This window comes from Rhodoligotrophos defluvii (assembly GCF_005281615.1).
GTDB lineage: Bacteria > Pseudomonadota > Alphaproteobacteria > Rhizobiales > Im1 > Rhodoligotrophos > Rhodoligotrophos defluvii.
The window spans coordinates 1,369,093-1,383,806 of the sequence record NZ_SZZM01000001.1 but is presented as its reverse complement, the minus strand read 5'-3'; the positions used below and the strand labels follow the sequence as shown (position 1 = coordinate 1,383,806).

Here is a 14,714-nt window from a genome sequence, read left to right as displayed (position 1 = left end):
CAGGAGCATGGAGGTGAGCAATGAAAGAGAGCACACACAAGGCTCGCATCAGCAGATGGGCAGGATCCCTCGCCGCGGCGGCAGTTGCCGCGCTGGTGAGCATGGCCCCGCTGACGGCGCAGGCACAGGAGAAAACCCTGGTCATCGGCTGCTCGCTGCCGCTGTCTGGCCCGCTGGTCGGGTTCGGCGAGCCGATGAAGCAGGGCGCGGAGCTTGCGGTGGAGACCTATAACGCCTCGGAGGCCTTGCCAGAGGCCAAGTTCGTGCTGCAGTGCTATGACAGCAAGGCAGACCCCAAGGAAACGATCAATATCGGCGAGCGACTCGCCGACCAGGCCGATGTGATCGCCTCGATCAGCGACTTCAGCTCGACGGCGACCATGGCCGCGGCCGATACCTATGAGCGGGCCGGGCTGGTGCAGCTCACGCCGAGCGCCTCGCACCCGGACCTCACCAAAATGAACGAGTGGATGTTCCGGGCGAGCGAGACCGTGGACGTCTATGTGCCGCCCATGGCCGACTTCATCGTCGACAAGCTCGGCAAGAAGAAGGTGGCGGTCATGCAGGTCCAGACGGATTGGGGCGTGGCGGTGGCCAATGCCTTCATCAAGCAGCTGGAGGAGCGCGGCGGAGAAGTGGTGCAGCATTCCGTCTACAAGGACGGCACCACGGATTTCCGCGCCATCATCACCCAGCTGAAACGGGCGCAGCCAGAAGCCATCTACCTCGCCATGCTGGAGGAGGAAGCCGCCAACTTCGCCAAGCAGCTGCAGCAGCTGGGCATGGGCGACGTTCCGGTGGTGGACTCGGCGGTGGGTGTCACACCGCGCTCGGTGAACCTTGCCGGTGGAGCGATGGACGGCTGGTACCTCGCCACCATCTTCAACCCCAACAATCCCGACCCCAACGTGCAGAGTTTCATCAAGGCCTATGAGGCCAAGTACAACCGCAAGGCGGACGTGTGGTCGGCTTACGGGTTCGATGCGGCGACGCTGATCATGCAGGCGGCAACGCGCGCCTGGCCCGATGTGACCCGCGAGCGGGTGCGCGACGAGCTTGCGAACAACACGAAAGATTTCAAGGGCGCCAACGGCGACCTGAGCATCGATCCGGAGACACGCGAGGTCTCCCGCCAGCACGTCTTCGTGTCGCAAGTGAAGGACGGCAACATCGAAACCCTTGCCGAAAACTGACACGTTTCTGACGCACCAGGGTGCCATCACCGGGCTAGTCTGGTGATGGTGTCCCGGCGGCCGCATGTTGCGTGCGCGACTGGCTGTTCAGGGAGGAAGGGCGTTTGCGCGTCCGCGTTGACATTTCATGGGATAGGAAATAAGATTTCAGCATCCAAAAACGCGGGCCCAGATGTCTCTCATTGACCAGCTGCGGAGCGATCTCGTCGGTTGCGGCGCATCTATTCCCGGGCCATTCGGGCCACGTCCGCTGGTCTATGCGGATTTCACCGCGTCCGGCCGCAGCCTTCGCTCGATCGAGAGCTTCATCGACGGCGAAATTCTGCCTTTCTACGCCAATCCACATTCCCGGCAGTCCTTCACCGGGCGCCAAACGGGATCGCTTGTGGAGGAGGCGCGCGAGATCATCGCGCGCTCGCTCGGGGCCGGGCCTGACGATGCCGTGCTGTTCTGCGGCACCGGCGCCACGGACGCCATCGCCAAGCTGATCGGATTGCTCGACCTCAAGCCGGGCAAAGCTGCCCCCGCGCTTACCGACAGCAGCCGGCCCGTGGTGTTCATCGGTCCTTACGAGCATCACTCGAACGAGCTGCCGTGGCGGGAATGCGATGTGGACCTCATTGTCATACCTGAGGATCCAAAAGGCCAGCCGGATGTTTCCTGCCTGAAGGAGCAGCTTGGGCGCGTGCAGCCCGGCCGGGCGGTCTATGGCAGCTTTTCCGCAGCCTCGAATGTCACCGGTATCCGCACGCGAACCGAGGACATCACCCGGATTCTGCATGCCCATGGCGCCCTTGCTTTCTGGGACTACGCGGCGGCGGGCCCGTATGATCCGGTTGACATGTCAACGCCCGCCGATCCACAGCTCTGCAAGGACGCGGTCTTCCTCTCCCCGCACAAATTCCTCGGCGGCCCCGATACGCCGGGCATTCTGGCGGTGAAACGCGGCGTCATTCGCCGGCCGGTTCCTTGCAAGCCGGGCGGCGGCACCGTGCATTATGTGACCCCGTTCGGCCATGCTTACTACAACGAGCTGGAGCGGCGCGAAGAGGGCGGCACGCCCGCCTCGGTGGCGGCGGTCAGGGCAGCCCTCGCCTTCATGGTCAAGGATGCGGTCGGGCCTGACCGCATCAGGGAAATCGAGGATTTCTATGTTCAGCGAGCACTGGCCCGCTGGCGCACGGTGCCGGGCATCCTGGTGCTGGGGCGGGAAGCCTCCTCGCGGCTGGCCATCTTTTCGCTGATGATCAAGGCCGGCCGGCGGTTCCTGCACCATGCCTTCATCGTGCAGCTGCTCAACGACCTGTTCGGCATTCAGCTGCGCGGGGGGCTGTTCTGCGCCGGTCCCTATGCTCACAGGCTCTTGGGCATCGACGAGGCGCAGTCGCGACGCCTGTTCCAGGCCGCGGGGGCCCACGGCCTGTTGGCGCGGCCGGGGTGGATCCGCCTCAACCTCCACTATCTGATGTCGCCGGAGGAGGTGGACTACATCATCGATGCCGTGCGGTTCGTGGCGGAGCACGGGCCCGCCTTTCTGCCGCTCTATGACTTCTGCCTGGCGACCGGCCGCTGGCGGCACCGTGCCTTCGGCGATGCGCCGATCTGCCGGCTGCGGGACATCAGGATCGACGAAACCGGCCTAAGGCGTCCCTCGTGCTCCAACGCGGGTGCGGGCAATCAGCCGTTGTCCACCTATTTGGACAAGGCGCGTGCTCTGGCCCAGGAGCTCAGGGAGGTTTCGCCCGATGCCAGCGAGGCAACCCTTCCACCCGCTGTCGAGGCGATGCGCTGGTTCTGGATTCCAGCCGATTGCGATTGCCGGGCGCAGGCCACTCATGCGGATGCAGAGGCGAGCCGCACGCCGGCAGAACTGTTCCAGTCGGCGCTGACATAGCCTGCGCTGGGTGTGAATCCTCGGCATTGCATGATAAATCAGCCCTATGAGGATATTCGTCCTGACCGGGGCAGGTATTTCCGCTGAAAGCGGGCTCGGCACGTTCCGCGACAAGGCGGGCACGGGCATCTGGGCGCGCTTCGACCCGATGAAGCTCGCCACGCCCGAGGGCTTTGCGCGTAATCCGGACGAGGTGCACGCGTTCTACAACGCGCGCCGCAAGAACCTGCTTTCCGCCCAGCCCAATGCAGCGCACCATGCCCTGGCCAGGCTGGAGGCCGGCCTGGCCGAACAAGGCGGGCACATGACCCTGGTCACCCAGAACATCGACGACCTGCACGAGCGCGCAGGGTCGCAAGCAGTCGTGCATATGCATGGGGAGCTGCTCAAGGCACGCTGCGCCGCCTGCGAGGGCGTGGCTGAGTGGCGCAATGATCTCGGGCGTGCAGATCGCTGCGGCACCTGCGGCGAAACCGGCCGGCTGCGGCCGCATGTGGTCTGGTTCGGCGAAATGCCGTTCGAGCTCGACACCATCAGTCGTGCGCTCGATGATGCGGATCTGTTCGTGGCGATCGGCACGTCCGGCACGGTTTACCCGGCGGCGGGCTTCGTTGCCGAGGCCCGCGCCCGTGGCATCCGCACCTGCGAAATCAATCTCGAGCCCTCGGATGGCGCCTATCTGTTCGATGACCGGCGGTACGGGCCGGCCAGCGAGACGGTGCCGGCCTGGGTGGAGGACATGCTGGGCGGGACCGAGCGAGCGGTTCGGGAGTAGGCAATGAGCTTCGAGAGCTTGTTCGCGCCGGATTTCAAGGGGCGTCCATACTGGTGGGAGGCGGCTGAACCTGCAAGTCCGTCCCCGGGCGAGCTTCCCCAGCGCAGCGACGTTGTGGTGGTCGGCGGCGGCTATACCGGCCTGTCCTGCGCCCTGGAGCTTGCCCGGAGGGGAACGAGCGTTACGGTGCTGGACGCCGACGCGATCGGGTTCAACGCGAGCTCCCGCAATGGCGGGCTGGTCAACGGCGGCCTCAAGCTGGCGCTCGCGGATATGTCCGGCCAGCTTGGAGCGGAACGCGCCGACCGGCTTGTTCGGGAGGCCATCGGCACGCTGCCTTTCATCGAGGACTTGATCGGGCGGGAGGGCATAGACTGCGATTTCCAGCGGACGGGCCGGTTCGTCTGCGCCTATTCACGCAAGCATTACGACGAGCTTGCAGCCAAGGTCGACAGGATTGCGGAGCTGACGGGCGCACCCGCCTATATGGTGCCGCCGGAACGCCAGCGGGAAGAGATCGGCAGCGACCACTATCGCGGCGGCCAGCTGGTGGAGGCAGCGGCGGGCCTGCATCCAGCCAAATACGTGCGCGGTCTGGCACAGGCGGCGGAGCGGGCGGGCGCGATGCTGTTCGGCAAGACGCGAGTGACGCGGCTGCAACGGAACGGCGGCCGTTGGCAAGTCGAGACGGAGCGGGGGGCGATCGCGTGCGAAGAGGTGATGATCGGCACCAATGCCTATACCGGGCCGGCGACACCGTGGCTCAGGCGGCGCGTGGTTCCGGTCGCGAGCTTCCTCATCGCGACCGAGCCGTTGCCGGACGCGCTTACCCGCGACCTGGTGCCCCGCGGCCGGGTGCTGGCGGATTCACGGCGTGTGCTTAGCTATTTCCGCCTGTCGCCGGATGGACGGCGTGTGCTATGGGGCGGGCGGGTCGGCACCGCGGCCATGGACCCGCGCGAGAGCGGACGCCGGCTGCATGCGATGATGTGCCGTGTCTGGCCGCAACTGCAGGATGTCCGGATCACCCACAGCTGGACCGGAAACGTCGCCTTCACTTTCGACTTCATCCCCCATCTCGGCCAGCATCAAGGCATGCATTATGCTCTTGGCTGCCAAGGCAGCGGCGTCGCCATGCAGAGCTGGCTCGGTTATCAGGCGGCCCGCAATATGATAGGCGGCCCGAACGAGCAGAGCGCCTTCACTGGCCTGCCCTTCCCCACGATCCCGCTCTATGATGGGCGCCCGTGGTTCCTGCCGGGCATGCTCGCCTGGTACAAGCTGCGGGACCATATCGACCGCTTGGCGGGCTAGATCGTTTCCGCTTTCCTTGAATCGCGGATCCGCTCTAAGTTCTTCCTTGATCGCACTTTCGTCACGCGAACCGGTATCCACGTTCGCTCCGCAAATGCTCTAGCAGGCCTACAGCTTCAGCTTGGCCTTGAGCGCGTCGATGCGCCGCGACGCCTCAGCCTTGGTGAGGTCTTCGGCGAAGGCATCGGGATCATGGGCCTGCTCCGACAGCGTCTTCAGGTAGGATGCCTGCGCGCCGGTCATCGGCTCGTCGCCGCTGACCCAGTCATTCGGGTCCTTCTCCATATTGGAGGAGGGGGTCGTCTTCGGGTTCTCGTCCGACATGGCAACCTCGTCAGCGTCCTTGCCGCAGGACAATGCGGGCGGAGGCGTGCCGGTTCCTGGCCGAACTGGGAACCTTGGCGGGGTGTTTGATGTTCGCATGAAACGGGGCAGGCGGGCCTACGAGCACGCCCCCATGCAACCTCACCAGGGATTTACCGGCCGATGCGGCCCAACGAGGTGCTTCATGACCCAGCATCACGAGGAATTCCCATCCCGCCACGGCGGACAACGGCCACATGGAGAGCCGCCCTACCGACGGCACGGGCGCGGGTTTTCGGGAACGCGCTCGGCGGTGGGCGTGGCCTTGGCCGTGGCGGGCGGTGCGGTGGCGCTCGGCCTGATCGCCTCGCGCCGAGGCAGAGAGCACCGCGCCGGCGGAGTGTCCGACTTCTCGCCGCAGCCCGAACTGGAGAAATCCATCACCATCGAGGACGTGCCGAGAGAGGAACTCTACCGCCGGTGGCGTGACCCGGAAACGGTGGCCAAGGTGTTCGCACCCTTCGGCGATGTCAGGCCTTCGGGTGACGGCAGCACCACATGGGCTATTGATGCAGGCCCGGGCCTTAGCGCCGAATGGGAAATGCGCCTGGTCGAGGAGCGGCCGCACGAATTTCTCCGTTGGCAGCCGGCGGAAGGCGGCGCGGCCTGGGTCAGCGAGGCGTCGGTGTCACTCCATCCGGCGACCGGCAACCGCGGCACGGTGGTCACTCTCCGCGCCCGGTTCGATCCGCCGGGCGGAACGCTCGGCCGCGGCGCCATGAGAATGTTCGACAGCCTGGTGCCCTCGGCGCTGGCCGGCAAGGCGCTGCATTACTTCAAGAGCCTGGTGCAGACTGGCGAGGTTCCAACCACCGAAAGGCAGCCCGCTGCCCGCAGCAATACCGTCTGAAGGAAAAGTCACCATGCGCGCGCTCTGCTGGAACGGCGTCAACGATCTTCGTGTCGAAACCGTCAAGGATCCCGAGATCGTCAATCCGCATGACTGCATTCTGCGGGTGACCATGTCGACCACCTGCGGCTCCGACCTGCACTTCATTGATGGCTATCTGCCGGGCATGAAGGAAGGTGACGTGATCGGCCACGAGTTCATGGGCGTGGTCGAGGATGTCGGCCGCGAGGTGAGCAAGGTGAAGAAAGGCGACCGGGTGGTGGTGCCTTCCTTCGTCACCTGTGGCCAATGCTGGTATTGCAAGCACGATCTGCATTCGCTGTGCGACAACACCCATCCGAAGCCCGAGCTGCAGGAACCCCTTCTGGGATGCACGACGGCGGGGATCTACGGCTATACCCATGTGTTCGGCGGCTATGCCGGGTCGCATGCGGAGTATATCCGCGTGCCCTTTGCCGACCAGAACTGCTTCCAGGTCTCGGAGGCGCTGACAGACGAGCAGGCGCTGTTCCTTTCGGATGCGGCGCCCACCGGCTATATGGGCGCCGACCTCTCCAATATCCGGCCGGGGGACACGGTGGCGGTGTGGGGTTGCGGTGGCGTCGGGCTAATGGCGCAGCAAAGCGCGTTTCTCATGGGTGCGGAACGGGTGATCGCCATCGACCGATTCCCGGAGCGGCTGCAGATGGCGCGCCAGCACGTGGGCGCCGAGACGATCGACTATACGGCCGTGGCGAGTGTTCCCGAGATGCTGAGGGAGATGACCGGCGGCCGCGGCCCCGATGCTTGCATCGATGCGGTGGGCATGGAGGCGCACGGCACGGGCCTGCAATATGCCTATGACCGCGCCAAGCAGTTCATGTACATGCACAGCGACCGCGGGCAGGCGCTGCGCGAGGCCATTCAGGCCTGCCGCAAGGGCGGCACCCTGACCGTGCTCGGCGTCTATGGCATCATGGACAAGTTCCCGCTCGGCATGATCATGAACAAGGGGCTCACCGTGCGCGCCTCGCAGCAGAACGGGCAAGCTTATATGAAGCGCCTGTTCGCGCATGTGGAGAAGGGTGAGCTCGACCCGTCCTTCCTCGCCACCCATCGCTTCCCGCTCGAGGAGGCGCCGCGCGGCTATGCAATGTTCAAGCATAAGCAGGACGGGTGTGTGCGGGCAGTGTTCGTCCCGTAAGTCCCCTCCGGGAGAGTATCATGAAGAAGAAGAACAAGCCTATAGGCGTCGCTCAGGCCATGCAGCAGGGCGCGCCGCAGCCCGGCAAGACCGGAAAGAAGGATCGGGGCAGAATGCCGCCCGCTGGCCCCCATGCCGATCCGCGGCTGATGAATCCCGATGCGACACCGGGCACCGGCGCGCTGCCTCCTATCGGCAGCGAGGACGATGCCAATATGGGGTCGACGGGCTGAAGGGCGTGCCGAGCGGCCCAGGATTCACGGCTCAAGGCCGTGCGTGACAGATTGGAAAGACCTTTGTTTTTCGCTCGCTCACGCGTTCACGGCCTGGCGCCGGGCCGGGCTGAGCATGCCAGCGAGCCGGCCGGTGATGATCTCCTCCGCCTCGCGCATGATCCGCGCAATCAGCTCGGCGCAGGTCGGGATATCGTCGATCAGGCCCTGCACCTGGCCGGCCCAGATGAGGCCCGCGTCGAGATTGCCGGTTTCCAGAACCTCCCGGCCTTTCACCCCCCGCACCAGGTGAGCGACATCCTCGAACTTGGTGCCGGGCTCCGACAGGATCCGCACCACCTCGTCTGATACACTGTTCTTGCCGACGCGGCCGGTATTCCTGAGGCTGCGGAAGATCAGGTTGGTGGCGCGCTCGTCGTTCTCCACCATGTAGCGCTTGACGTTGTCGTGGACCGGGGCCTCGACGGTCGCGCAGAAGCGGGTGCCCATGTTGATGCCGTCGGCACCCAGCGCAAGCGCGGCCACGAGGCCGCGCCCGTCGCCGAACCCGCCGCTGGCGATCATGGGGATCTTCACCTTATTGGCGGCGGCGGGGATGAGGATCAGGCCGGGGATGTCGTCCTCGCCGGGATGGCCCGCGCATTCGAAGCCGTCGATCGAGATGGCATCCACTCCCATCCGCTCGGCCGAAAGGGCGTGCCGTACGGCGGTGCATTTATGGATGACCTTGATGCTGTGCGACTTGAACTCCTCCACATGCTCGGTGGGCTTGTAGCCCGCAGTCTCCACGATGCGGATGCCGCTATCGATGATCGCCTTGCGGTATTCCGCATAAGGCGGCGGGTTCACCGACGGCAGAATGGTCAGGTTTACCCCGAACGGCTTGTCGGTCATGGCGCGGCAACGGTCGATCTCGCGGCGCAGATCATCCGGCGTCGGCTGCGTCAAGGCGGTAAGAATGCCCAGGCCGCCCGCATTGGAAACAGCCGCGACCAGCTCGGCCCGCCCTACCCACATCATGCCGCCCTGCACGATGGGATGCGCGATGCCGACGAGTTCGGTGAACCGGGTGCGAATGGTCATGTCATGCCGCCTCGACGATGGTCACATTGGCGATGCCGCCACCTTCGCACATGGTCTGCAGGCCATAGCGCTTGCCGCGGGCCTTCAGGGCGTGCACCAGAGTGGCCATCAGTTTGGTGCCGGATGCGCCGAGGGGATGGCCGAGCGCAATGGCGCCGCCGTTCACGTTGAGCTTGTCCGGATCGGCGCCGGTCTCCTGGAGCCAGGCCAGCGGCACCGGCGCGAAGGCTTCGTTGACCTCATAGAGATCGATGTCATCGATGGTCATACCCGCCTTGGCCAGCGCCTTGCGCGTGGCCGGGATCGGCTCCTCCAGCATGATCACCGGATCGCCTGCCGTAACGGTCAGGTTATGGATCCTCGCCAGGGGCTCGAGGCCGTGCTCTTTCAGCGCCTTCTCGCTGACGATGAGCACGGCGGAAGCGCCATCGCAGATCTGGCTGGCATTGGCGGCGGTGATGCGGCCGCCTTCCTGCAGCAGCTTCACCGAGCCAATGCCTTCCAGCGTGGCGTCAAACCGGATGCCCTCATCCACCGCGTGCTGCTGCGGGCCTTCGGGCGTTTCGATAGTGATCGGCACGATCTCCTCGTCGAATGCCCGGGCCTTCACCGCCGCCGCGGCGCGCTGGTGACTGCGCAGGGCATAGCGGTCGAGCTCCTCGCGGCTGAAGCCATATTTCTCGGCCATCATCTCGGCGCCGATGAACTGGCTGAAGCCCTCCACGCCGAAACGCTTCTGGATACGCTCGCTGAACGGGCCGACGCCCATGCCTTCCTTCTGATGCAGCGCAACATTCGAAAACATGGGCACGCGGGTCATGCTCTCGATGCCGGCGGCAATGACCACGTCCTGGGTGCCGGACATCACGGCCTGGGCGGCGAACTGGATCGCCTGCTGGGACGAGCCGCACTGCCGGTCGATGGTCACCGCCGGGACGCTCTGGGGCAGCTTGGACGCCAGCACTGCGTTGCGGCCGAGGTGGAACCCTTGCTCGCCCGCCTGGGTGACACAGCCGACGATCACGTCCTCGATCGCAGTGGGATCTAGCCCGGTGCGGTCGACGATGGCATTGAGCACCTCGGCGCCGAGATCGGCGGGATGCCAGCCGGCGAGCTTGCCGCCACGGCGGCCGCCGGCGGTGCGCACGGCTTCAACAATATAGGCTTCGGCCATTTGTCTCGTTCTCCCTGAGGCGGATGTGGGTCAGTGCTGGCTCGCCTGGATTGCCTCGCGCTTGATCTTCTTGGCCAGCGACCATTTATGCACCTCGGTCGGGCCGTCATAGATGCGGAAGGCGCGGATCTCGCGGAACACCTGCTCGACGATGGTGTCCTCGGTGACGCCGGAGCCACCCATCACCTGGATGCAGCGGTCGGCCACCCGGAACAGCGCCTCGGAGACCGCGACCTTGGCCATGGAGCTTTCGGCGGTGCCGAGCGAGCCGGTATCGAGCACGTCGGCGCACCAGTCGATCATCAGCTCGGCCTGCTTCAGGTCGATGAGGTTGTCGGCCAGCATGAAGCCCACGCCCTCGTGGTCGATGAGCACTTTGCCGAAGGCCTGGCGCTTCACCGCATAGGCGGTGGCGATCTCGTGAGCGCGGGTGACGGCGCCGTGCCAGCGCATGCAATGGGACAAGCGGGCCGGGCTCAGGCGGACCTGGGCATATTTGAAGCCTTCGCCGCTGTTGCCCAGCATCTGGTCGGCGGGAACGCGCAGGTTGTCGATGGTGACGACGGCATGACCACCAGGCATGGAGCTGTCGATGGTGTTGGGCACCCGCTCAATCTTGATGGCGGGGTCGGGCAGATCGACCAGGAACATGCAAGCGCCGTCCTGAGACTTGGCCATGACGATGCCGATCTTCGCGCCTTGCGCCCCGGTGATGAAGGCCTTGCGGCCATTGATCACCCAATGGTTGCCGTCGGGCACGCAGGTGGTCTTCATCATGGAGGGGTCGGAGCCCGCACCGTTTTCCGAGGCCGGCTCGGTCATGAAGAAGGCGGAGCGGGCGCGGCCCTCGACCAGCGGCTTGAGAAACCGCTCCTTGATCTCCGGGCTGCCGACCTTGCCCAGGAGGTACATGTTGCCTTCGTCGGGCGCGTTGGTGTTGCAGGCGAGCGGGCCGAGCGGCGACAGGCCCGACTTCTTCAGCACCATGGCCGTCTCGCGCTGGGAGAGATGGCTGCCATCGGCCAGGATGTGCGGGGTGAGCACCCCTGCGGCCCGCGCCTTCTCGCGCATCTCGAACACGAGTTCGTCCAGCGGCCCACCATGGTTGTCGCGCCGCGGGTCCTTCTCGTAGGGGATGACCACGTTGCGAACGAAGTCCTCTACCCGCGCGGCGATTTCCGCCGCCTTCTCTATGCCGACGCCGCTCATCGGGGTGCCATCCGGATGGCGCCGTCGAGGCGGATGACCTCGCCGTTCAGCATGGGATTGGTCACGATGCTCTCCACCAGTTGCGCGTATTCCTCCGGCCGTCCGAGGCGGTTCGGGAAGGGAACCTGCTTGCCGAGCGACTCCTGGGCCTGGGGCGGCAGGGTGGCCAGCAATGGCGTCATGAACAGGCCGGGCGCGATGGTGACCACCCGGATGCCAAACTGGGCGAGATCGCGCGCAACCGGCAGGGTCATGCCCACGATGCCGCCCTTGGAGGCGGAATAGGCGGCCTGGCCGATCTGTCCGTCGAAAGCGGCAACGGAAGCGGTGTTGACGATGACGCCGCGCTCCTCGCCCAGCGGTTCGGCCTTGCTCAGGGACGCCGCAAATTTCGACAGCACGTTGAAGGTGCCGACCAGGTTGATTTCGATCACTTTGCGGAAATCGGCAAGGGCATGCGGCTGACCCTCACGGCCCACCGTCTTCTGGGGCGGGCCGATGCCGGCGCAGTTCACGAGGATGCGCGCCTTGCCATGCAAGCCTTCCGCCTTGGCCATCGCCTCCGAGACCGCATCCTCTTCGGTGACATTGACCGCCATGAACCGGCCGCCGATCTCCGCCGCCTTGCCCTCACCGAGATCCTGATTGAGATCGAAGATCGTGACCTTGGCCCCCAGGCGCGCCAGGCGCTCGGCGGTGGCGGCGCCAAGCCCGGAGGCCCCTCCGGTCACGATCGCTGCAACCCCTTCAATCTGCATTCCGTCTTCCTTTCCCCGTGAAACTCTGCGCCGCGAGTCGGCCCGCCCTAAAGCGAGCGCGCGATGACCATTCGCTGGATGTCGGATGTGCCCTCGTAGATCTGGCAGACACGGACGTCCCGATAGATCTTGGCCAAGCCAAATTCTTCGAGATAGCCGTAGCCGCCCAGGGTCTGGATGGCGCCGGAAACCACGGCCTCGGCAGTCTCCGATGCCACCAGCTTGGCCATGGAGGCTTCCTTCAGGCAGGGGCGCTGCGCGTCCTTGAGGCTGGCCGCGTGCAGCACCAGCTGGCGGGCGGCTTCCAGCCGCGCCGCAAGATCGGCGAGCCTGAAACCGACCGCCTGATGCTCTATGATGGGCTTGCCCATGGACCGGCGCTCGCGGGCGTAATCGACGGCCGTCTCGAGAGCGCCCTGGGCCATGCCCACGGCCTGGGCGCCGATGCCGATGCGCCCGGTCTCGAGGTTGGATAATGCAATGCGGTAGCCCTGCCCCGGCTGGCCGAGAAGCAGCTCGTCAGGCAGGAACATGTTCTCGAAGCGTAGAGCGCAGGTGTCGGATGCACCCTGGCCGAGCTTGTGCTCCACCTTGTCGATGATGTAGCCGGGCGTATCCCTCGGCACGAGAAAGGCAGAGATGCCGCGCTTGCCCGCCTCCGGGTCGGTGACGGCGAAGACCATGGTCACGCCGGCGATGCGGCCAGAGGTGATGAACTGCTTGGCGCCATCGATGCGCCAGCCGCCGTCCACCCGCGTTGCCCGGGTACGGATCGCCGCCGCATCGGAGCCTGCATCCGCTTCGGTCAGGGCGAAGGCGCCGATCATACGGCCGCTGATCAGCTCCGGCAGGAAGCGCTCTTTCTGCGCCTCGGTGCCGTCCTTCAACAGGCCTGAAATGGCCAGGCTGTTGTGAACGGAGAGAATGGTGGAGAGCGCGCCGTCAGCGGCGGCAATCTCGATCAGGGCAAGGGCATAGGATACGCAATCAGCCCCGGCGCCGCCGACCGACTCCGGCGCGCTCATGCCCATGAGACCGAGGCCCGCAAGTTCCGTGAACAGCTCGGGCGGGTAGCCCCCGGCGCGCTCGAACGCAGCGCTGCGCGGGCGGATTTCCGCCTGGGCAAAGGCGCGCACCGCATCACGTACGGCCTGCTGGGTCTCGGAAAGAAGCAAGAAACTTCTCCGTAGATTATATACTGGCCAGTAGCTATCATGCTGTGTTACGCCATGTCAATTCGAGAAGCCTCAACCAGGTGGGCATCTTTGAGCGACACGGAATTCAGCATCGGCCCCTCGCCGTTCAGGTCACAGAAGGAGCGGGACGAGGAGCGCGCGCAGAAGCGCGAAGCGATCCTTTTGGCTGCGGTGAGAATGTTCAACGCGCGCGGCTTCCACGCAACCTCGCTGGACGAGGTGGCCGCCAGCCTCGGGGTATCCAAGCCCACGATCTACCACTATCTCGGCAACAAGGATCAGGTGCTGCTGGAATGCCTGACCCGGGGGCTGGAGCGCCTGCAGGAGGCGGCCAGCAAGGCGCGTGCCCAGCCGGGTACCGGTCTGGACCGGCTGCAGGTCTTCCTCCGCCTCTATGCCGAGATCAACATGACCGATTTCGGCCGCTGCGTGATCCGCACCGATGCGAGCGCTCTGTCACCGGATAGCGCCGAGCGGTTCCGCTCGCTCAAGCGACAGATCGATACGGCCATGCGTGGTCTGATCGCCGAAGGGGTAGCCGACGGCTCCATCAAGCAGACGGATGTGCGCCTCGCCGCCTTCGTGCTGGCCGGCGCGCTCAACTGGCCAGCCTTCTGGTTCCGCCAGGACGGCGATACGCCAGCCGCCGATCTGGCCGAGCACATGGTCGACCTGCTCACCACGGGCATCGCGCCGCGCTCAGGCTAGATTTCCGGCTTGGTCGCATTTTCTTTACGCGAACCGGTATCCACTTCGCGCGAAATGCTCTAGACGACCCGGGTGCGGATCTCGGCGATCCCGTCGACGCCGCCATGCAGCTTGTCGCCCCGGGCCACCGGGCCGACGCCGGCGGGCGTCCCGGTGAAAATCAGGTCGCCAGCTTGCAATGTGAACAGGCCGGACAGGTAGGATATGATCTCCGGCACTTTCCAGATCAGCTGGTCGATGTCGCCGCTCTGCTTCTGCGTGCCGTTCACATTCAGCCAGATGGCGCCTTTAGCCGGGTGGCCGATGCGGGATGCCGGCACGATGGCCGAGCACGGCGCGGAGGCCTCGAACGATTTACCGACCTCCCAGGGCCGGCCTTGCTTCTTCGCCTCGCCCTGCAGGTCGCGGCGGGTCATGTCGAGACCGACCGCATAGCCGAAGACGTGGTCGAGCGCCCTCTCCACCGGGATATCCGCGCCCCCCTTGCCGAGGGCGACCACCAGCTCGATCTCGTGGTGTACGTCGTCGGAGCGGGTGGGGTAGGGAAAGTCGCTCTCGTTCAGCACCAGGCAATCCGGGCTCTTCTGAAAGAAAAAGGGCAGCTCGCGGTTCGGGTCATGGCCCATCTCGATGGCGTGGTCCGCATAGTTGCGGCCGACGCAATAGATGCGATGCACCGGGAACAGCTTGTCCGACCCGGCAACCGGGACGGCCGGGCGCGGAGTCGGCTCGAACAGATAGGCGACCGCGGACTTCTCTCGAATAGTCATTTCGGATACTC

Annotated in this window: 15 protein-coding genes; 8 read left to right on the top strand and 7 right to left on the bottom strand. The window is 65.4% G+C overall.

Annotation, left to right across the window (positions count from 1 at the left end):
- Window positions 1–20 precede the first annotated feature (20 nt).
- From E4P09_RS06550 to E4P09_RS06535, 4 genes are all read left to right on the top strand, one after another.
- Window positions 21–1,193: an ABC transporter substrate-binding protein gene (locus E4P09_RS06550; RefSeq protein WP_137388720.1), complete on the top strand. Its 1,173-nt coding sequence runs from the start codon at window positions 21–23 to the stop codon at window positions 1,191–1,193.
- A 172-nt stretch (window positions 1,194–1,365) separates the two neighbouring features.
- Window positions 1,366–3,087: an aminotransferase class V-fold PLP-dependent enzyme gene (locus E4P09_RS06545; protein WP_137388719.1), complete on the top strand. Its 1,722-nt coding sequence runs from the start codon at window positions 1,366–1,368 to the stop codon at window positions 3,085–3,087.
- 46 nt (window positions 3,088–3,133) lie between these two features.
- Window positions 3,134–3,862, top strand: coding sequence for an NAD-dependent deacylase (locus E4P09_RS06540; RefSeq protein ID WP_137388718.1), 729 nt, complete (start codon window positions 3,134–3,136; stop codon window positions 3,860–3,862).
- Window positions 3,863–3,865: 3 nt separating this feature from the next.
- A complete protein-coding gene (locus E4P09_RS06535) occupies window positions 3,866–5,176 on the top strand; it encodes an NAD(P)/FAD-dependent oxidoreductase (RefSeq protein ID WP_137388717.1) in 1,311 nt (436 codons plus the stop codon).
- A gap of 108 nt (window positions 5,177–5,284) precedes the next feature.
- Here the strand turns inward: E4P09_RS06535 and E4P09_RS06530 are convergent, their stop codons facing one another.
- Window positions 5,285–5,500, bottom strand: a complete 216-nt coding sequence (locus tag E4P09_RS06530; protein ID WP_137388716.1) for a DUF3072 domain-containing protein — start codon at window positions 5,498–5,500, stop codon at window positions 5,285–5,287.
- 184 nt (window positions 5,501–5,684) lie between these two features.
- Here E4P09_RS06530 and E4P09_RS06525 point away from each other — a divergent pair, with 184 nt between their 5' ends.
- Genes E4P09_RS06525 through E4P09_RS06515 form a run of 3 tightly spaced genes read left to right on the top strand, consistent with a single transcriptional unit; the run spans window position 5,685 to window position 7,805 of the window.
- On the top strand, window positions 5,685–6,389 hold the full coding sequence (locus tag E4P09_RS06525) for an SRPBCC family protein (RefSeq protein WP_137388715.1): 705 nt from the start codon (window positions 5,685–5,687) through the stop codon (window positions 6,387–6,389).
- A 13-nt stretch (window positions 6,390–6,402) separates the two neighbouring features.
- The gene (locus E4P09_RS06520) at window positions 6,403–7,572 is read left to right on the top strand and encodes a zinc-dependent alcohol dehydrogenase (RefSeq protein WP_137388714.1); all 1,170 of its coding nucleotides are present in this window, start codon (window positions 6,403–6,405) and stop codon (window positions 7,570–7,572) included.
- A gap of 20 nt (window positions 7,573–7,592) precedes the next feature.
- Window positions 7,593–7,805, top strand: a complete 213-nt coding sequence (locus E4P09_RS06515) for a hypothetical protein (protein ID WP_137388713.1) — start codon at window positions 7,593–7,595, stop codon at window positions 7,803–7,805.
- Between the two features lie 78 nt (window positions 7,806–7,883).
- On the opposite strand, the gene E4P09_RS06510 is transcribed toward E4P09_RS06515, so the two are convergent.
- Genes E4P09_RS06510 through E4P09_RS06490 form a run of 5 tightly spaced genes read right to left on the bottom strand, consistent with a single transcriptional unit; the run spans window position 7,884 to window position 13,204 of the window.
- The gene (locus E4P09_RS06510) at window positions 7,884–8,888 is read right to left on the bottom strand and encodes an NAD(P)H-dependent flavin oxidoreductase (protein ID WP_137388712.1); all 1,005 of its coding nucleotides are present in this window, start codon (window positions 8,886–8,888) and stop codon (window positions 7,884–7,886) included.
- Window position 8,889: 1 nt separating this feature from the next.
- Entirely contained in the window at window positions 8,890–10,062 is a 1,173-nt protein-coding gene (locus tag E4P09_RS06505) for an acetyl-CoA C-acetyltransferase (RefSeq protein WP_137388711.1), read from the bottom strand.
- A 30-nt stretch (window positions 10,063–10,092) separates the two neighbouring features.
- Window positions 10,093–11,271, bottom strand: coding sequence for an acyl-CoA dehydrogenase family protein (locus tag E4P09_RS06500; protein WP_137388710.1), 1,179 nt, complete (start codon window positions 11,269–11,271; stop codon window positions 10,093–10,095).
- Window positions 11,268–12,029, bottom strand: coding sequence for a 3-hydroxyacyl-CoA dehydrogenase (locus E4P09_RS06495; protein ID WP_137388709.1), 762 nt, complete (start codon window positions 12,027–12,029; stop codon window positions 11,268–11,270). Before E4P09_RS06495 ends, E4P09_RS06500 begins: the two co-directional genes overlap by 4 nt.
- 47 nt (window positions 12,030–12,076) lie before the next feature.
- A complete protein-coding gene (locus E4P09_RS06490) occupies window positions 12,077–13,204 on the bottom strand; it encodes an acyl-CoA dehydrogenase family protein (protein ID WP_137388708.1) in 1,128 nt (375 codons plus the stop codon).
- A 90-nt stretch (window positions 13,205–13,294) separates the two neighbouring features.
- On the opposite strand from E4P09_RS06490, the gene E4P09_RS06485 reads away from it, so the two are divergent.
- Window positions 13,295–13,933, top strand: coding sequence for a TetR/AcrR family transcriptional regulator (locus E4P09_RS06485; protein WP_239025041.1), 639 nt, complete (start codon window positions 13,295–13,297; stop codon window positions 13,931–13,933).
- A 59-nt stretch (window positions 13,934–13,992) separates the two neighbouring features.
- On the opposite strand, the gene E4P09_RS06480 is transcribed toward E4P09_RS06485, so the two are convergent.
- Window positions 13,993–14,703: a fumarylacetoacetate hydrolase family protein gene (locus E4P09_RS06480; RefSeq protein WP_137388706.1), complete on the bottom strand. Its 711-nt coding sequence runs from the start codon at window positions 14,701–14,703 to the stop codon at window positions 13,993–13,995.
- Window positions 14,704–14,714: the final 11 nt, after the last annotated feature.